The sequence below is a fragment of the Streptomyces sp. 840.1 genome (genome assembly GCF_003751445.1).
Taxonomy (GTDB): domain Bacteria; phylum Actinomycetota; class Actinomycetes; order Streptomycetales; family Streptomycetaceae; genus Streptomyces.
This window is the reverse complement of the sequence record NZ_RJUU01000001.1, coordinates 5,640,897-5,657,852: the sequence shown is the minus strand read 5'-3', so window position 1 is coordinate 5,657,852 and position 16,956 is coordinate 5,640,897. Positions and strand designations below refer to the sequence as shown.

At 71.8% G+C, this 16,956-nt stretch carries 14 protein-coding genes; 6 read left to right on the top strand and 8 right to left on the bottom strand.

From position 1 onward, the window contains the following. Nucleotides 1-9: 9 nt before the first annotated feature. The 5 genes from EDD93_RS25845 to EDD93_RS25825 all read right to left on the bottom strand — a co-directional run bounded on the left by EDD93_RS25845 (nt 10) and on the right by EDD93_RS25825 (nt 6,798). Entirely contained in the window at nt 10-1,161 is a 1,152-nt protein-coding gene (locus EDD93_RS25845) for an XdhC/CoxI family protein (RefSeq protein ID WP_123527425.1), read from the bottom strand. Between the two features lie 35 nt (nt 1,162-1,196). Then, the gene (locus EDD93_RS25840; RefSeq protein WP_123527424.1) at nt 1,197-2,654 is read right to left on the bottom strand and encodes an NCS2 family permease; all 1,458 of its coding nucleotides are present in this window, start codon (nt 2,652-2,654) and stop codon (nt 1,197-1,199) included. A gap of 269 nt (nt 2,655-2,923) precedes the next feature. Further along, entirely contained in the window at nt 2,924-5,308 is a 2,385-nt protein-coding gene (locus EDD93_RS25835) for a xanthine dehydrogenase family protein molybdopterin-binding subunit (protein WP_123527423.1), read from the bottom strand. A gap of 3 nt (nt 5,309-5,311) precedes the next feature. Beyond that, nucleotides 5,312-5,905 carry a (2Fe-2S)-binding protein gene (locus tag EDD93_RS25830; RefSeq protein ID WP_123527422.1) on the bottom strand — a complete coding sequence of 198 codons (594 nt, stop codon included), beginning with the start codon at nt 5,903-5,905 and terminating at the stop codon, nt 5,312-5,314. A gap of 2 nt (nt 5,906-5,907) precedes the next feature. Then, nucleotides 5,908-6,798, bottom strand: coding sequence for a xanthine dehydrogenase family protein subunit M (locus tag EDD93_RS25825; RefSeq protein ID WP_123527421.1), 891 nt, complete (start codon nt 6,796-6,798; stop codon nt 5,908-5,910). A 256-nt stretch (nt 6,799-7,054) separates the two neighbouring features. On the opposite strand from EDD93_RS25825, the gene EDD93_RS25820 reads away from it, so the two are divergent. Together EDD93_RS25820 and EDD93_RS25815 are read left to right on the top strand one after the other, a co-directional pair. Beyond that, nucleotides 7,055-8,788: a PucR family transcriptional regulator ligand-binding domain-containing protein gene (locus EDD93_RS25820; RefSeq protein WP_123527420.1), complete on the top strand. Its 1,734-nt coding sequence runs from the start codon at nt 7,055-7,057 to the stop codon at nt 8,786-8,788. A 221-nt stretch (nt 8,789-9,009) separates the two neighbouring features. Then, nucleotides 9,010-9,795 carry a hypothetical protein gene (locus EDD93_RS25815; RefSeq protein ID WP_123527419.1) on the top strand — a complete coding sequence of 262 codons (786 nt, stop codon included), beginning with the start codon at nt 9,010-9,012 and terminating at the stop codon, nt 9,793-9,795. Between the two features lie 35 nt (nt 9,796-9,830). On the opposite strand, the gene EDD93_RS25810 is transcribed toward EDD93_RS25815, so the two are convergent. Further along, complete coding sequence (locus EDD93_RS25810) at nt 9,831-10,592, bottom strand: GntR family transcriptional regulator (protein WP_123527418.1); 762 nt, start codon at nt 10,590-10,592, stop codon at nt 9,831-9,833. Between the two features lie 145 nt (nt 10,593-10,737). Between EDD93_RS25810 and EDD93_RS25805 the strand changes: the two genes are divergently transcribed. Together EDD93_RS25805 and EDD93_RS25800 are read left to right on the top strand one after the other, a co-directional pair. Beyond that, nucleotides 10,738-11,598 carry a (2Fe-2S)-binding protein gene (locus EDD93_RS25805; RefSeq protein WP_123527417.1) on the top strand — a complete coding sequence of 287 codons (861 nt, stop codon included), beginning with the start codon at nt 10,738-10,740 and terminating at the stop codon, nt 11,596-11,598. A 191-nt stretch (nt 11,599-11,789) separates the two neighbouring features. Continuing rightward, on the top strand, nt 11,790-12,875 hold the full coding sequence (locus EDD93_RS25800; protein ID WP_123527416.1) for a DUF2637 domain-containing protein: 1,086 nt from the start codon (nt 11,790-11,792) through the stop codon (nt 12,873-12,875). A 121-nt stretch (nt 12,876-12,996) separates the two neighbouring features. On the opposite strand, the gene EDD93_RS25795 is transcribed toward EDD93_RS25800, so the two are convergent. Beyond that, the gene (locus EDD93_RS25795; protein ID WP_185092441.1) at nt 12,997-13,395 is read right to left on the bottom strand and encodes an ATP-binding protein; all 399 of its coding nucleotides are present in this window, start codon (nt 13,393-13,395) and stop codon (nt 12,997-12,999) included. A 233-nt stretch (nt 13,396-13,628) separates the two neighbouring features. Here EDD93_RS25795 and EDD93_RS25790 point away from each other — a divergent pair, with 233 nt between their 5' ends. Next, complete coding sequence (locus tag EDD93_RS25790) at nt 13,629-14,021, top strand: ribonuclease domain-containing protein (RefSeq protein ID WP_123527415.1); 393 nt, start codon at nt 13,629-13,631, stop codon at nt 14,019-14,021. Nucleotides 14,022-14,101: 80 nt separating this feature from the next. Beyond that, entirely contained in the window at nt 14,102-14,491 is a 390-nt protein-coding gene (locus EDD93_RS25785) for a barstar family protein (protein ID WP_123527414.1), read from the top strand. Between the two features lie 45 nt (nt 14,492-14,536). Here the strand turns inward: EDD93_RS25785 and EDD93_RS25780 are convergent, their stop codons facing one another. After that, complete coding sequence (locus EDD93_RS25780; RefSeq protein WP_123527413.1) at nt 14,537-16,924, bottom strand: M9 family metallopeptidase; 2,388 nt, start codon at nt 16,922-16,924, stop codon at nt 14,537-14,539. Nucleotides 16,925-16,956 lie beyond the last annotated feature (32 nt).

Sequence of the window (16,956 nt, the reverse complement as noted above, 5' to 3'; positions counted from 1 at the left end):
TGGGCTGTTTCAGGCCACGGAGGCCATCCGCCCGGCGGGCGGCGCGGTTGAGCTGTGGTGGATCGGGGTATGGGCGCCGGTCAGCGGGACGCCGCTGCCGCCGCGGCGGTCGGCGACGATCTCGGCGGCGATCGACAGGGCGGTCTCCTCGGGCGTCCGGGCTCCCAGGTCGAGGCCGATCGGCGAGCGCAGCCGGGCCAGTTCGAGTTCGGTGACCCCGGCCTCGCGCAGCCGGTCGTTGCGCTCCAGATGGGTGCGGCGCGAGCCCATCGCGCCGACATAGGCGGCGGGCATCCTCAACGCGGCCTGGAGCAGCGGGATATCGAACTTGGCGTCGTGGGTGAGCACGCACAGGGCGGTACGGGCGTCGACGGCGGTCCTGGCCAGGTAGCGGTGCGGCCATTCGATGACCAGCTCGTCCGCTTCGGGGAACCGGGCCTTCGTCGCGAAGACGGGGCGGGCGTCGCACACCGTGACGTGGTAGCCGAGGAACTTCCCGGCCCGTACCAGCGCGGCGGCGAAGTCGATGGCCCCGAACACGATCATCCGGGGCGGCGGCACGCTGGACTCGACGAGCAGCGTGAGGGGCTGTCCGCAGAGCGAGCCGTCGGCGCCGAGGGTGACGGAGCCGGTGCGGCCGCCGTCCAGCATCGCGCGGGCCTCCGCCGCGACGGTGCGGTCGAGCTCGGGGTGTCCCCCGAGGCCGCCCTCGTGAGCGCCCTGCGGCCTGACCAGCAGGGGCCGGCCCAGGAGTTCGGCGGGCCCGTCGGTGACCCTGGCCACCGCGGCCGCCTCGCCCCGGGCGGCGGTGGCGAGCGCTGCGGCGTACACCGGGCGGGCGGGGTCGTCCGCCCGGACCGGTGTCACCAGGATGTCGATGATGCCGCCGCAGGTCAGGCCGACCGCGAAGGCGTCCTCGTCGCTGTAGCCGAACCGCTCGCGGACGGTGATGCCGTCATCGAGGGCCTGTTGGCACAGTTCGTACACCGCGCCCTCCACACATCCGCCGGAGACCGATCCGATCACCGTGCCGTCGCGGTCGACGGCCAGTGCGGCGCCCGGCTGCCTCGGCGCGCTGCCCCCGACGGCCACCACGGTGGCCACCGCGAATTCGCGTCCCTGCCCGACCCATCGGTCGAGCTCCTCGGCGATGTCCAGCATCTCGGTCTCCTTGACGGATGTGTGAAGGCAGTGCGTCAGCTGACGCCCAGCCAGCTTTCGAGCGGATGGAGCGCGAAGTAGATGACGAAGATCACCGTCAGTCCCCACATGAAGGCCCCGACCTCGCGGGCCCGGCCCTGGGCGACCTTGATCGCGACCCAGGAGATGACACCTGCCGCCACGCCGGTGGTGATGGTGTAGGTGAACGGCATCAGGACCACGGTCAGGAAGACCGGGATGGCGACGGCGCGGTCGCTCCAGTCCACGTGGCGGGCGTTCTGCATCATCATGGCGCCGATGACGACCAGGGCGGCGGAGGCCACCTCGGCCGGCACGATCGCCGTGAGCGGGGTGAAGAAGAGACAGGCCGCGAAGAACAGGCCGGTGACGACGGAGGCGAGCCCGGTACGGGCACCTTCCCCGACCCCGGTCGCGGACTCCACGAAGACCGTCTGCCCGGAGCCACCGGCGACGCCGCCGATCGCACCGCCCGCGCCGTCGATGAACAGCGCCTTGGACAGTCCGGGCATCCGCCCCTTGTCGTCGGCCAGCTTGGCCTCCGTACCGACACCGATGATGGTGGCCATCGCGTCGAAGAAGCCCGCCAGCACGAGGGTGAAGACGATGAAGCCGACGGTCATCGCGCCGACGTCGCCCCAGCCGCCGAACTGGACGTCCCCGAAGAGCGAGAAGTCCGGATTGGAGACCGCGGAGCCCTTCAGCTCGGGCGGGCCGCTGCTCCAGATCTTCGGGTCGACGTCGGCGAGCTTGTTGATCACGATGGCGACCACGGTGCCGACGACGATGCCGATGAGGATCGCGCCGGGGATGTTGCGGGCCTGGAGCATGAAGATGAGCAGCAGGGTCACCGCGAAGATGAGGACGGGCCAGCCGGCGAGTTCACCGGTCGGGCCGAGGGACACCGGGGTGGCGGTGCCCTTGCCCACGAATCCGGCCTTGTAGAGGCCGATGAGCGCGATGAACAGACCGATTCCCATGGTGATGCCGTGCTTCAGCGCGAGCGGGATCGCGTTCATGATCAGCTCACGCAGGCCGGTGACCACCAGGAGGCAGATCACCAGGCCGTACATCACGCACATGCCCATGGCCTGCGGCCAGGACATTTCGGGGGCGACCTGTGAGGACAGGACGCCGGAGACGCTGAGCCCCGCGGCGAGCGCGAGGGGGACCTTGCCGACGAACCCCATCAGCAGGGTGGTCGCCGCGGCCGCGAGTGCGGTGGCGGTGATCAGTCCCGGCTGGCTGAGGATGTTGCCGTCGACGTCCTTGCCGCCGAGGATCAGCGGGTTGAGCAGCAGGATGTATGCCATGGCCATGAAGGTCGTGACACCGCCGCGCACTTCGCGTGCGACGGTCGATCCGCGCTCGGATATGTGGAAGTACCGGTCGAGCCATGATCTGCCGGCGGGGACGCGCGAGCCGGGGCCCGCTTCCTCCGCGGTGGTCGTGGGCTCCACTGACTGCTGGGTCATGATGCCTGACTCCCAAGGTTCACAGGGGCACCCGCGATGGAGATTCAAGATGCGGGATTTGGGATGACTGCGCGGGCGGCACGACCCGGGGGACGGCCCGAGGCGAACTGTTCATGCAGAGTGGATGTACGGGTACTGCTGTCTTCGGTGGTTCCGGTCAAGAGCCGCGAGCGGTGCGGAGCTTGGGTTCTCCGGGCGGTGCGGGCGGAGGAAGTGTGACGTTCCCTGGAGGCGCACACCGCCCGGAGAGTTCGTGGTGGAGCTCCGGATCAGCTGCCGGTGAGGTGCTCGGGTCGTACCGGCGTCCGGTTGAGCTCCAGTCCCGTCGCGTTCCGGATCGCCGCGAGGACGGCCGGGGTGGACGAGAGGGTGGGGGCCTCGCCGATGCCGCGGAGCCCGTACGGGGCGTGGTCGTCGGCGAGTTCGAGCACGTCGACCGGGATGGTCGGCGTGTCGAGGATGGTGGGGAGCAGGTAGTCCGTGAAGGACGGGTTGCGCACCTTCGCGGTCTTCGGGTCGACGATGATCTCCTCCATGACGGCGATGCCCATGCCCTGGAGGGTGCCGCCCTGGATCTGGCCGACGACGGAGAGCGGGTTGAGCGCCTTGCCGACGTCCTGGGCGCAGGCCAGTTCGATGACCTTGACCAGTCCGAGTTCGGTGTCGACCTCGACGACCGCGCGGTGGGCGGCGAAGGAGTACTGGACGTGGCCGTTGCCCTGTCCGGTGCGCAGGTCGAAGGCCACGGTGGGCCGGTGGCGCCACTCCAGCTCGATGTCGACCGCCTCGTCCTCCAGCACGTCGGCCAGATCGGCCAGCACCTCGCCGCCGTCGGTGACGACCTTGCCGCCCTCCAGGAGGAGTTCGGCGGTGGCCCAGGCGGGGTGGTACGTACCGAACTTGCGGCGGCCGATCTCCAGGACCTGCTCGCGGACGGCCTCGCAGGAGTTCTTCACTGCGCCGCCGGTGACGTAGGTCTGCCGGGAGGCGGAGGTCGAGCCTGCGGAGCCGACGCGGGTGTCGGCCGGGTGGATGGTGACCTGGGCGACACCGAGTTCGGTACGGGCGATCTGGGCGTGCACGGTGACGCCGCCCTGGCCGACCTCCGCCATGGCCGTGTGCACGGTCGCGACGGGTTCGCCGCCGACGACCTCCATGCGCACCCGGGCGGTGGAGTAGTCGTCGAAGCCCTCGGAGAAGCCGACGTTCTTCAGGCCGACCGCGTAGCCGACACCGCGTACGACACCCTCGCCGTGCGTGGTGTTGGAGAGCCCGCCGGGCAGCGCCCGGACGTCGGCCTGCTCGCCGGCGCTCTCCCACTGGCGCTCCGGCGGCAGCGGCCTGGCCTTGACCCGGCGCAGCAGCTCGGCGACCGGGGCGGGCGAGTCGACGACCTGGCCGGTCGGCAGCAGGGTGCCCTGCTCCATGGCGTTGAGCTGCCTGAACTCGACGGGGTCCATGCCGAGTTCGGCGGCGACCTTGTCCATCTGCGCCTCGTAGGCGAAGCAGGCCTGGACCGCGCCGAAGCCGCGCATCGCGCCGCACGGCGGGTTGTTGGTGTAGAGGGCCAGCGCCTCGATGTCGACGTCCTCGATGACGTACGGGCCGACGGCGAGCGAGGAGGCGTTGCCGACGACGGCCGGGGAGGCGGAGGCGTAGGCGCCGCCGTCCAGCACGATGCGGCACTTCATGTGGGTGAGCTTGCCGTCACGGGTCGCGCCGTGCTCGTACCAGAGCTTGGCGGGGTGGCGGTGGACGTGCCCGAAGAAGGACTCGAAGCGGTTGTAGACGATCTTCACCGGCTTGCCGGTGCGCAGCGCCAGCAGGCAGGCGTGGATCTGCATCGACAGGTCCTCGCGGCCGCCGAAGGCACCGCCGACGCCGGAGAGCGTCATGCGGACCTTGTCCTTGGGCAGGCCGAGGACGGGGGCGATCTGCTCCAGGTCGGAGTGCAGCCACTGGGTGGCGACGTACAGGTCGACGCCGCCGTCCTCGGAGGGCACGGCCAGCCCGGACTCCGGGCCGAGGAAGGCCTGGTCCTGCATGCCGAAGACGTACTCACCGCTGACGATCACATCGGCGCGCGCCTTCGCCGCCTCCGCGTCGCCGCGGATGATGGGCTGGCGGTGGACGATGTTGGGGTGCGGTACGTGGCCGATGTGGTGGTCGTCGCGGCCCTCGTGGACGAGGATCGCGTCGGGGGCGGTCGCGGAGGCCTCGTCGGTGATGAGGGGCAGCTCGCGGTAGTCGATCCTGATCTTGGCGGCGGCGCGGCGGGCCGTCTCCGGGTGGTCGGCGGCGACGAGCGCCACCGGTTCACCGTGGTGGCGGACCTTGCCGTGGGCGAGGACGGGGGTGTCCTTGAACTCCAGACCGTAGTTCTTCATCTCGGTCGGCAGGTCGTCGTAGGTGAGCACGGAGTAGACGCCGGAGGTGGCGAGCGCCTCGGAGATGTCGATCGAGACGATCTCGGCGTGCGCGACGGTGGAGCGCAGGGTGTGGCCCCAGAGCATGTCCTCGTGCCACATGTCCGAGGAGTACGCGAACTCGCCGGTGACCTTCAGGATCCCGTCGGGGCGCAGCGTGGACTCGCCGATGCCGCCCTTGGTGCGGGTGCCCTGGTTGATGTTGGTGGGGGAACCGGTAACGCCCATCGTCTAGACCGTCTCTTCCGCTCGGGCGGCCGCCAGGCGGACCGCGTCGAGGATCTTCTCGTAGCCGGTGCAGCGGCAGAGGTTGCCGGAGAGCGCCTCGCGGATGTCCGCGTCGGAGGGCTCCGGGGTGCGCTCCAGGAGCTCGTCGGCGGCGATCAGCAGACCGGGGGTGCAGAAGCCGCACTGGACGGCTCCGGCGTCGATGAACGCCTGCTGGATCGGGGAGAGCTCGCCGGTGTCGCGGGTCTCGTCGGCGGACGGCTTGGCCTTCCAGCGCTGTGCCTTGTCGACGGTGGTGCCGCAGGCGCCCGAGGCGCAGCCGGTGCCGGGGTGGGCCTCGGAGCGGTGGGCGGCGAAGTCGGCGAGGCCTTCCACGGTGACGACCTCGCGGCCCTCGACCTGGCCGGCGGCGACCAGACAGGAGCAGACCGGGACGCCGTCGAGGCGGACGGTGCAGGAACCGCACTCGCCCTGCTCGCAGGCGTTCTTGGAGCCGGGCAGGCCCATCCGCTCACGCAGCACGTACAGGAGGGACTCGCCCTCCCAGACGTCGTCGGCCTCGTGCCTGCGCCCGTTGACCTTGAAATTGACGCGCATGATCAGGCAGCTCCTTCGGTGCTGCGGCCGTTGCCGCGGTACGACTCCCAGGTCCAGCCGAGGGTCCGGCGGGCCATGATCCCGACCGCGTGCCTGCGATAGCTCGCGGTGCCGCGCACGTCGTCGATCGGGTTGCAGGCGGCCGCGGCGAGCGTGGCGAACTGCTTGGCGACGGACGGCGTGATGATCGTGCGGCTCTCCCAGAACCCGCCCTCCTCGAGGGCGGCGTTCAGGAACTCCTCGGCCTCCTTGGCCCGTACGGGCGTCGGGGCGGCGGAGCCGATACCGGTGCGGACCGTGCGGGTCTCGGGGTGCAGGGCCAGACCGAAGGCGCAGACGGCGATGACCATCGCGTTGCGGGTGCCGACCTTGGAGTACTGCTGGGGCCCGTCGGCCTTCTTGATGTGCACGGCCCGGATCAGCTCGTCCGGTTCCAGTGCGTTGCGCTTGACGCCGGTGTAGAAGGCGTCGATGGGGATCAGCCGGGTGCCCCGGACGGACTCGGCCTCCACCTCGGCGCCCGCAGCGAGCAGCGCCGGGTGGGCGTCCCCGGCGGGCGAGGCGGTGCCCAGGTTGCCGCCGACGCCGCCCCGGTTGCGGATCTGCGGCGAGGCGACGGTGTGCGAGGCGAGCGCCAGTCCCGGCAGCTCGGTCCGCAGGTGTTCCATGATGGCGCTGTACGGGACCGAGGCACCGAGCCGTACGCTCTCCTGGCCCACGTCCCACTCGGACAGCTCACCGATGCGGTTCAGGTCCAGGAGGTACTCGGGCCGCCGGTGGTCGAAATTGATCTCGACCATCACATCGGTGCCGCCCGCGATGGGCACAGCCGTGGGGTGCTCGGCCTTGGCGGCGAGCGCCTCCTCCCAGCTGGCGGGGCGAAGGAAGTCCATGAGTGGCTCTCTTCTTCTCAATCGGTCGTGCGCTGGGGGCTGGGGACGGCCGGCCCTCGACTTGTTCATGTCTTGTTAACGCGGTGTGTGGCCCAGTACACAAGCCCTGCTCCACCTGGTGCAGTCACCGAAACCATGAAGGAGTTGGCTGGTCTTCGTCCTCGTCTTGTAGATTCGAACGAATGACGGGTCTCTGTGACCTCACCGCAACACCCAGTTTTCACCCGCACCAACGAATGAGATCGGCGGCGACGAGATGCGGCTGCGCGCACTGCTGGAGACCGACGCGCTGGGCCTGCGGCTGCTCGGCGGCGACGACGAGCTGGACCGCTCGGTCCGCGGCGTGATGACCACCGACCTGCGGGACCCCAGCCGCTACCTGACCGGCGGCGAGCTGGTGCTGACGGGCCTGGCCTGGCACCGGGACGCGGCGGACTCCGAACCCTTCGTACGGATCCTGGCGGGCGCCGGCGTCGCCGGGCTCGCGGCGGGCGAGGCGGAGTTCGGCGACATCCCGGACGACCTGGTCGAGGCGTGCCGGCGGCACCGGCTGCCCCTCTTCGCCGTCAACGAGATCGTCGCGTTCGCAACGATCACCGAGTACGTGGTCCGTCAGGTGTCCGGCGAGCGCGCCGGGGACCTGGCGGCGGTCGTCGACCGGCACCGCCGGCTGATGACCTCGGGCCCGGCGGGCGGCGGACCGGAAGTGGTCCTCGACCTGCTCGGCTCCGACCTGGACCTCCAGGCCTGGGTGCTCTCGCCCACCGGCCGGCAGATCGCGGGGGCCGGTGCGCCGCTGCCCGGCCCGGCCGCCGCGGAGCTGGCCGGCCTGCACCTGGCCGCGGTCCGCACCGGCCGCCGCGCCCCCTACCGGGCGGCGATCGGCGGGGTGGCGTATTCGCTCTTCCCGATCCGGAACAACAGCCGGGGCGCCGCGCCGGCCTCGCGCGATGTGCGCGAGTCGGTGCTCTCCGACTGGCTGCTCGCCGTCGAGGCCGACGCGAGCGACTGGCCGGCCGCCCGGCTCGACCTGCTCCAGGGCGTCACCCAGCTGATCGCGGTCGAGCGGGACCGGCGGGACGCAGCCCGCACCGTGCGCCGCAGGCTCGCCCAGGAGGTCCTCGAACTGGTCCAGGCCGGCGCCCCGCCCGCCGAGATCGCGGCCAGGCTGCGGGTGGCCGCCCCGGTCCTGCTGCCCGGCCTCGGCACCGCGCCGCACTGGCAGGTGGTGGTGGCCCGGGTCGACTGGGACGAGCAGGGCGCGCCCGGCTCGTCCGGGTCCGGTGTCGCGGGCGGCCCGGTCGCCCAGGCGCTGCTGGAGGAGATCCTCGTCGACCCGGCCGTGACGGGCCCCGACTCCGCGGACCGGATCGCCGTCGCGCACGCCGGCGACGAGGCCGTCGCGCTGGTACCGCTGCCCGCCGTCGCCCTGCCGGACGGGGACCCGGACGGTGCCGGGGACCCGGAGGGCCCGGAGCCCGCCGGGGAGGATCCCGTGCTGCACGCCGACGTCCTGCTCGCAGCGGTGCGCGCACCGCTGTCCGCGGGGCTCGCCGACGACGGGCGGCTGACACTGGGTGTCAGCGCGTCGGTGCACTCGCCCGAGGGGCTGCGCGGCGCGCTGGAGGAGGCCCGGCACGCCCGCCGCGTGGCGGCGGCCCGTCCCGGGCGGGTCTGCGCGGCCGGCCACCACGAGCTGGCCTCGCACGTGCTGCTGCTGCCGTTCGTCCCGGACGACGTGCGCCGCGCGTTCACCGCACGGCTGCTCGACCCGCTCCGGGACTACGACCGGCGCCACCGCGCGGAGCTGATCCCGACCCTGGAGTCGTTCCTGGACTGCGACGGATCGTGGACCCGCTGCGCGGCCCGGCTGCATCTGCACGTCAACACGCTGCGCTACCGGATCGGGCGAATCGAGCAGTTGACGGGGCGTGATCTCGCGCGCCTGGAGGACAAGCTCGACTTCTTCCTCGCCCTGCGTATGAGCTGATTCCCGGGGGCTCCCGCCGTCCCGGGCGGCTTCCGGCGTCTTCCGTCGATTGTGAAAAGTTTCACCTGACATTGCCTCGACCTCTTGGCCCGGCGTGCCTTTCCGTGCTGTGATGCGGCCAGACTCAGAGCGTCCGGCCATTGCGGGTGCACCGCCCGGTGGACGGACACTCTCCACAGCTCAATGGTGCGCTCGGGGAGGGCAATGTGGCGTATACCGCCATGTCTGGTTCCGGAACGACAGCAGATGACGATCCGCCGCTCCAGACAGCCGTATGGCGGTTGCGGTCCCGCGCCTGCTGGACGGACGCCGCGGCACTGCTCGAACACGACGCCGCCACCGACCCGGCCGCGGCGCTCCAGCGGACGGCCCTGCTGACCGAGCGCTGCCTGTACACGGGGCAGGGCTGGACCGAGGCCGAGGACGCGCTGCGCACCGCCGAGGCCCTGGCCCACGACGACGCCGAGCGCGGGGCCGCCGCCTGCGAGCGCGGACACCTCGCGTACGCCTCGACGCTGCTCGGTGTGCGGGACCGGGCCGACGAGGCCCGGGTCGCGCTGAGCCGGGCCGCGGCACTGCTGTCCCCGGCCGCCGCGGGCCGCCCGCTGCTGGACTTCCGGCGGGGCCTGATCGCGCAGAACATCGCGGATTCGCCGCAGGCCGCACGCGCCGCCTACCGCAGGGCCCATGCCGGCGCCACCGCGCAGGGCGACGAGCTGCTGCTCTCCTCGACCTGGCGCCATCTCGCGCTGATCGCGCTGCGCGAGGGAGAACTGGCGGAGGCCCGGCACGGCTTCGCCGAGTCCTTGCGCATAAGGGAGGAGCTGGGCTACCTCGTCGGTACCGCCCCGGCGCTCATCGCCATGGCGGACGCCGAGCCGGAACCCGAGGTGGCGACCCGGCTGCGCGCCGAGGCGGGCAGGCTCTTCCGGCTGCTCGGCGGCGTCCCGACCTGGCTGGCCCCGCACATCGGCCCGCCGGGTCCGGGAACCGCCGAGGCGAACTGAGGCCGCGCCCGGGGGCCCGGTCCCGGCTGCCGGATTCAGCCCCCGGAACCGGCGAAGTGCTCCCGTACCAGTGACTGCACGACCACCACGTCCTGGGCGATCAGCGCGTCCAGGAGCGCGGTGTGCTCGGACGCGTCCGCCAGGAGGTCGGCGCGGCGGGTGACCGGGTTGGTCTCCAGGGGCCACTGGGAGCGGCGGTGCAGTTCGTCGGCCACCGCGACGAGCTGGGTGTTGCCGGACAGGGCGAGCACCGCTCCGTGGAAGGCCCGGTCCGCCTCGGCGTAACTGGCCCGGTCACCGACGGCCGCCGCCGCGACGGTGGCGTCGGCCAGCGGGCGCAGGGCGCACCAGCCGGCCGGGGCCACGGTCCGGGCGAGCCGCAGCATGACGGGCACCTCGATCAGCGCCCGCACCTCCGCCAGCTCGGCCAGCTCGCGCGGGCCGCGCTCCGCGACCCGGAAGCCCCGGTTCGGCACGACCTCGACGGCTCCTTCGACGGCCAGCTGCTGCATCGCCTCGCGCACGGGGGTGGCGGAGACCCCGAAGCGGGCGCCGAGGGCCGGGGCGGAGTAGACCTGCCCGGGGATCAGCTCGCCGTCGACGAGGGCGGCGCGCAGGGCTTCCAGGATCTGGCCGCGCACGGAGTGCCGCCGCACCGCGTGCCGGGGCGGGGGCTGCTCGCCGTGGGTGTGCTCGCCGCGGGCCTGTTCGGGCACCCGGACGGGCGAGTGGGCGGTCACGGAGGCGACGGACGCGTACGGCGGCCGCACCTCCTCACACGCTCTGCCCTGCTCCACGGCTGCCTCCTCGGACGTACCGGGCACGGCTCGCGTGTGCCGTGCCCCGTGTGCACGATAGGCGGAGGAGGCCGCAGTTCAAACATCGATCAGGTCGGGTAAGGTAAGGCTTACCTCTAAACGATCGCGATACGGTGGTCCGCGCATGCCCCTCCCCGCCCTGCTCCCCGCCCCGCTTCCCGCAGCGGCGCCCTCGGCCGTGACCGAGGCGTACGCGCGTCTGGCCGAGGTCTTCCCGGGGCTGCGCGCCGAGGTACTCACGGACGGCGAGTCCGCCCCGGGCGGCGTCGGCTGGGTCGGCGCGCACGAGCTGGCGGCCGGCGGCAGCGCCCTGGACACCTTCCTCGCCTGGGACAACGCGCAGGTGCTGCGGGACTACGGACAGCAGGCCAGGCCCGACGTGGTCGCCAGCTTCGGACTGCACCGCTACGCCTGGCCGGCCTGTCTGCTGGTGACAGTGCCGTGGTTCCTGCACCGGCGGGTGCCCCGGATTCCGGTCGAGGACGTCTCCTTCCAGCGCGCGCTGGGCCATCTGACCTTGCGGGTAAGGGAGTTCGCCTGCCTGCCCGACGACCCGGCGGCGGCGCTGCCGGGCGCCCGGGTGGTGGCGGACGAGGCCGCGCTGCGCGCCGAGGTCCTCGCCTCCGTGGCCGAGCACCTCGGACCGGTGCTCGACGGCTTCGGACCGAGGATGCGGCGCGGGAAGCGGGCCCTGTGGGGCATGGCGACCGACGAGATCGTCGAGGGCCTCTGGTACATCGCCCATCTGCTGGGCGAGGAGCGGCGGGCGATGGCCGAGCTGGAGGCCCTCCTGCCGGGCACCACCAAGCCGTACGTCGGCACCGCGGGCTTCCGTGAACTGACCGGACCGGCGGGCGAGTCACTGCCCACCCGGGACCGGGCGAGCTGCTGCCTCTTCTACACACTGCGGCCCGAGGACACCTGCGTCACCTGCCCGCGCACCTGTGACGCCGACCGGGTCCGGAAGCTGACGCCCGCTCCCTGATCCACACCGCCCGCAGGGGTGACGTGAATCGAACACAACCGCCCTGCCGCTGAGGGGCGTTCGACCAGATCGCGGAAATCCACCGGCTCAGCCACCCCATTGGCGTTCACTTGCCCCGAAACCGCCAGGACTTGAGGGAATCTCCGCCACGATGGCGCCCGAAACGCCCTACGCGACGCAAGGGACCGCGCATGAGACTGACCGACATATCGCTCGACTGGCTGCTTCCGGGCGCCGTGCTGCTCGCGGGAGTCATGGCGGCGGTGGCGGTGGCGCTGGTCGCACGCGGCAAGCGCGCCGCCGACACGTCCGCGGCCGACGACACCTGGGAACGCAGCGAGGACCGCCGCAGGCGCAAGGAAGCGCTCTACGCCACCGCTTCGTACGTTCTGCTGTTCTGCTGCGCGGCGGTCGCCGCCGCGCTCTCCTTCCACGGGCTCGTCGGCTTCGGCCGGCAGAACCTCGGCCTCTCCGGGGGCTGGGAGTACCTGGTGCCCTTCGGGCTCGACGGGGCCGCCATGTTCTGCTCCGTGCTCGCCGTGCGGGAGGCCAGCCACGGAGACGCGGCGCTCGGCTCCCGGCTGCTGGTGTGGACCTTCGCCGGCGCTGCCGCCTGGTTCAACTGGGTGCACGCACCGCGCGGCCTGAGCCACGCGGGCGCCCCGCACTTCTTCGCGGGGATGTCGCTCTCGGCGGCCGTCCTCTTCGACCGGGCGCTGAAGCAGACCCGTGTCGCCGCGCTGCGCGAGCAGGGCCTGGTGCCCCGCCCGCTGCCGCAGATCCGGATCGTCCGGTGGCTGCGCGCTCCCCGGGAGACCTTCGGCGCCTGGTCGCTGATGCTCCTCGAAGGCGTACGCACGCTGGACGAGGCGGTCGACGAGGTACGCGAGGACCGCAGGGAGAAGGAGCAGAACCGTCTCCGCAGGAAGGACCAGGAGAAGCTGGACCGGGCCCAGATCAAGGCCCTGAACCGGCAGAACCGGGCCTGGGGCCGGGTGGGCCGGGGCGGCGCCCAGGCGGACGTCCAGGCCATCACCGCCTCGACGGGCTCCGCGCAGTCCGTCGCGGAGCCCGCCATATCCGAGCCGGGTCAGCTGCCACTGCGACCCCGGCCATCCCTGCAAGCCGTAACCGGCTCCAGCTCCAAGAACGCCCCGGACCTGAGCACGACTGATCCGAGAGCGGTCGACCTCCCTCCCGAGGACGACACCCAGGCCCTGCCCCGGCTCGATTCGCTGGAGCAGAAACTGAAGGCCCTGGAGCAGCAGTTCGGCTGACCCGCACGGGCCGGCCGACAGATCGGAACGGTTTCGGCCGGCAGGCCGACAAGGCCGGCCCGGCTCCGGGCGACCGGCCGGCAAGGCCGGCGATGAACGGCCCTGACGATCCAGCGGATCGTCAGGGCCGTTCGCCTTCGAGCTCGAACCACACCACCTTGCCCAGCGCCTTGGGGCTGATCCCCCAGGCGTCCGCGAGGCTCTCCACCAGGATCAGCCCTCTGCCGTGCGTACCGTCGTCGGCGTTCGGTGCGTGCGACACGGGCATCCCGGGGACGAAGTCCCTTACCTCCACCCGCAGTTTCCGGGGCGCCACGCTGACGGCGACGACAGCGCCCTCGTCCGTGTGGACCAGGGCGTTGGTCACCAGCTCGCTGAGCAGCAGCTCGGCCACCTGCGCGGGCTCCTCCTTCCAGCGGTACCTCAGCAATTCCCTTACCGCGCCTCGCACTTCGGACACCGCTGCCAGATCGGCGCTGCCCAGTCTGCGATGCAGCCGGCCCTGCTCCTGACGCTCCATCGTCTCCCCCGCCCGCACAGTGAATCGCCCCCTCCTCCTCGGATGTGCTTCACGCAATGCATGCCCCGCTCACGGGCCGTCACGCTTTCCCGGGCGTCAATGAGTGCGGAACCACGGAGTCCGGGCGGCCCCGGCGTCTCGACGTGGATCTTCCGCCGTTCAGGTTAACTTCCGAAAAATTCACATGAGTTGGCGTTGACGGGACGGCGTCTACGCGCGTCATCATGGTGGGTATGCGAATCCCCCCACGGATCACCACGCTCGGCGGCGTCGCCGCCCTCCTGTCCGTCCTCTTCGTCGGCGGCCCCGTCGCGGCAACCGCGACAGCGGCCCCCGCCTCGGTCGGCAGCATCTGCTACGACGCCCTCCCCTCCCAGGCGCACGACACCCTCGACCTCATCGACGCGGGCGGCCCCTTCCCGTACGACCAGGACGGAGTCGTCTTCGAGAACCGCGAAGGCGTCCTGCCCGGCCAGAGCACCGGCTACTACCACGAGTACACCGTGATCACCCCTGGCGCTCCCACCCGCGGCGCACGCCGGATCGTCACCGGCGAGGAGACCCAGGAGGACTACTACACCTCCGACCACTACGAGACGTTCGACCTCGTCGACTTCACCTGCTGAACCGCCCCCGGCCGGATCCGCGCCGCAGTCCCCCACCTGCGGCGCGGATCACCGGCGGGAGGGACTTGTACGCTCACCGCATGACCGTGACCTATGTGATCAACGGCTCCGAGGTCACCGGCCTGGAGCGCTTCTGGCAGGTGATCGGCGAGGCGGTGAACGGGCCCGGCGGGTACTTCGGCCGCAATCCGGACTCCTTCGCCGACTGCCTGCGCGGCGGGATGGGCACGCCGGACGACGACGACTTCGTCATCGAGTGGCGCGACCACACCCGCTCCGCAGCCGCCCTGGGGCACCAGGAGACGGCACGGTACCTGCGCGGTCTGCAGGCCCGCGCCGATCCGGGCAACCTGCCGGGGCTGCGCCAGGAGCTGACCCGGGCGGACGCAGGGCTGGGGCCGACCCTCTTCGACCGGCTCGTGGAGATCATCCGGGCCGAGACGGCGCCGGGCACCCTGCTGCTGCGCTGAGGGCCACGGGCGCCGGACCGGCCGCACCCGTGACCCTCCGGGGCCTCAGTACTGTGCGGAGACCTTCACGCCGCCGAAGTCCGCCACGGCGTACAGGCTGATGTAGTGCGCGCCTGCCGCCGGGTGGTCGACGGTCAGGGTGTGGGCGTTTCCGCTGCCGGTCGCCCGGGAGGTGTAGGCGCCCGTGGTGGCCCAGCCACCGGCGTTGTAGTAGAGGTCGGCGTCGCCCGTTCCGCCGCTCGTGGTGATCTTCAGCCGGTCGGTGCCGGCGGGCACGTAGACGTAGAGGTAGGAGTAGTCGCCCTTGGTGGCACGCTGTCCGCTGCGGGCGCAGTTCTCGCCGAGTTCACGGCTGTCGGCCGAGGTGCACTCGGTGACCGGATCGGTGGGCGGGTTGGTGGTGGTGCCGCAGCTGCCGGCCGCGCAGGACGTCAGCCAGCTGTTCCAGTCGGCGTCGTAGCGGCTGCCGATGGTGGAGGTGAGGAGAGTGCGGGCGCCGTTCCAGTCGCCGGCGCGGTAGAGGCCCAGCAGCTTGTCCACGTCGGCGCGGTGCGACTGGAGCATGTAACGGACGGCCAGGTAGCCCCAGTTGTAGACGCGGGTCTGGTCGGCGTTCTCGTACGTCGTGTCGAACAGGGTGCGCAGGGTGTAGGTGTGCGCGGCGGCCTGGGTGAGGGCGTCGTCGTAGGTGACGTCGCGGTAGCTGTAGGAGACGTACTCCGCGAAGCCCTCCACCCACCAGATGGTCGGTGTCGTGATGCCGGCTTCGAAGTCGCCGGCCATGTCGAACCGGCCGTCGAGGTAGTGCGTGTACTCGTGGTTGAGGTTCCAGATCTGGAAGTCGGGCCGGACCCACTCCGCCTCGTAGGCGATGAACCTCGGCTGGTTGCCGGCTGCGGCCGGGTCCCCTTCGAGGTACATGCCGCCGTTGTTGGTGTCGATGCCGTAGATGGCCCCGGCGTAGGTCTGGTAGTCGGTGCTCGAATCGAAGACGACCACCTCGATGGTGCTGTTGTGGTCGTCGGCGACGGGTCCGTTGTCGCGCACCACGCCGTGGAAGTAGGCGTCCTGGTCGCGCAGACTGGTGCAGGCGGCTCCCAGGTCGGCCGAGGACATCTGCTGGGCCAGGATGCGGATGCTGTCGCTGCAGGTGTAGTCGACCGGGAGCACGGCGCTCCTGAGCCGGGCCGACAGGTCGCAGGTGCCGTAGGCGGAGCAGTTGGCCGCGTCGTAGTAGTCGGTCATCTCCGCCAGTCCGACCCACAGCGGCGCGGTGGCACCCGTCATGGAGCTGCGGCCGAGCAGGTCGGTGACGAGGGGGCGGGCCTTGGGCCGCAGCGACGCCTCCTGGAGGAAGCGCGCCAGCTCGCGGCCGGCGTTGGAGGTCAGGTAGGACCGGTCGGTGCCCAGCAGGCCCAGGTGGTCGCGGGCGAAGCCGGCGAGGGAGTCGAGCAGGCTCGGGTCGGCCTCGACGGCGCTGACGAACTCGGGCACCTGATGACCCCGGAAGGTCACGGTGTAGACGTTGTTGACCGCGTTGAGCATGTACCAGGAGCTGTCGTACGAGGAGTTGTAGCCGGCCAGCAGCCGCTTGACGACGTACAGGTAGCGGGCGTTCTGCTCCGCGCTGTCGATGAGCGTGACGGCCTCGGCCAGGGTCTCGCCGTTGGCGTCGGTGACGTCGCGGGAGTGCGCGGAGGCGAAGAAGGCGTCCAGGGCGCCCTGGATGGCGGTGCGCAGCGGGGCGCCGTAGCTGCCGACCGTGCCGGGGTCGTAGTACTGCACGTAGTAGCCGGCCCGCAGGAAGAGCACCAGTTGCGGCATGCCCGTGCTGCTGTCGCCCGGATAGGCGGCCGATCCGTCGCGCAGGGCGTTGGCGACGCTGACCATCTGGGCCTCGCGGAAGGCGAGGTAGCCGTCGTTGCCCTTGACGCCGAACAGGGTGTTGACGCAGTCGGTGGTGGAGGACTTGACCTGCTGGACGAGGGCGCTGCCGGTGCGGCTGGTGAAGTCCGCGACGGAGCAGGCGGCGGCAGCGCCGGTTCCGGCCGACCGGGCTGCGGCGCGGGCCTTCGCCTTCATCGAGGGGGCGGGGTGGCTCGGCGCGGAGGCGCCCTGGTCGTCGTAGTCGCGGCGGAGCGCGTCGGTGGAAGCGGTCGTGGGCGGCCGGTCGGCGGGCTTCAGTGCCTGGTCGGCTATGTGTCCGGCGTCCTGGGCGGGCGCGGTCAGGGCCTGTGCGGCGGGGCCTCCCGGCTCCGGTGCGGCCGGGTCTGCGGCCCGGTGTGCGGCGGCGTTCGCGCTCGTGGCCGCCGAGGTGGAGGGACGGACCTCGGCGGCCCGGCTCGGTGCCGCGAGCATGCCGACGCCCAGGCAGGCTGCCAGGGCAACGGTGGACAGGCCGGTGAATCTCTGACGAACCGTTCGGTTCTTCACGTGCCGCCTCCCAGCGGAGTGGTGGCCGCGCG

Excerpts from the sequence above, each read along its gene's own strand:
- EDD93_RS25845 (WP_123527425.1), bottom strand. The coding sequence starts at position 1,161 with ATGCTGGACATCGCCGAGGAGCTCGACCGATGGGTCGGGCAGGGACGC.
- EDD93_RS25840 (WP_123527424.1), bottom strand. The coding sequence starts at position 2,654 with ATGACCCAGCAGTCAGTGGAGCCCACGACCACCGCGGAGGAAGCGGGC.
- EDD93_RS25835 (WP_123527423.1), bottom strand. The coding sequence starts at position 5,308 with ATGGGCGTTACCGGTTCCCCCACCAACATCAACCAGGGCACCCGCACC.
- EDD93_RS25830 (WP_123527422.1), bottom strand. The coding sequence starts at position 5,905 with ATGCGCGTCAATTTCAAGGTCAACGGGCGCAGGCACGAGGCCGACGAC.
- EDD93_RS25825 (WP_123527421.1), bottom strand. The coding sequence starts at position 6,798 with ATGGACTTCCTTCGCCCCGCCAGCTGGGAGGAGGCGCTCGCCGCCAAG.
- EDD93_RS25820 (WP_123527420.1), top strand. The coding sequence starts at position 7,055 with ATGCGGCTGCGCGCACTGCTGGAGACCGACGCGCTGGGCCTGCGGCTG.
- EDD93_RS25815 (WP_123527419.1), top strand. The coding sequence starts at position 9,010 with ATGTCTGGTTCCGGAACGACAGCAGATGACGATCCGCCGCTCCAGACA.
- EDD93_RS25805 (WP_123527417.1), top strand. The coding sequence starts at position 10,738 with ATGCCCCTCCCCGCCCTGCTCCCCGCCCCGCTTCCCGCAGCGGCGCCC.
- EDD93_RS25800 (WP_123527416.1), top strand. The coding sequence starts at position 11,790 with ATGAGACTGACCGACATATCGCTCGACTGGCTGCTTCCGGGCGCCGTG.
- EDD93_RS25795 (WP_185092441.1), bottom strand. The coding sequence starts at position 13,395 with ATGGAGCGTCAGGAGCAGGGCCGGCTGCATCGCAGACTGGGCAGCGCC.
- EDD93_RS25790 (WP_123527415.1), top strand. The coding sequence starts at position 13,629 with ATGCGAATCCCCCCACGGATCACCACGCTCGGCGGCGTCGCCGCCCTC.
- EDD93_RS25785 (WP_123527414.1), top strand. The coding sequence starts at position 14,102 with ATGACCGTGACCTATGTGATCAACGGCTCCGAGGTCACCGGCCTGGAG.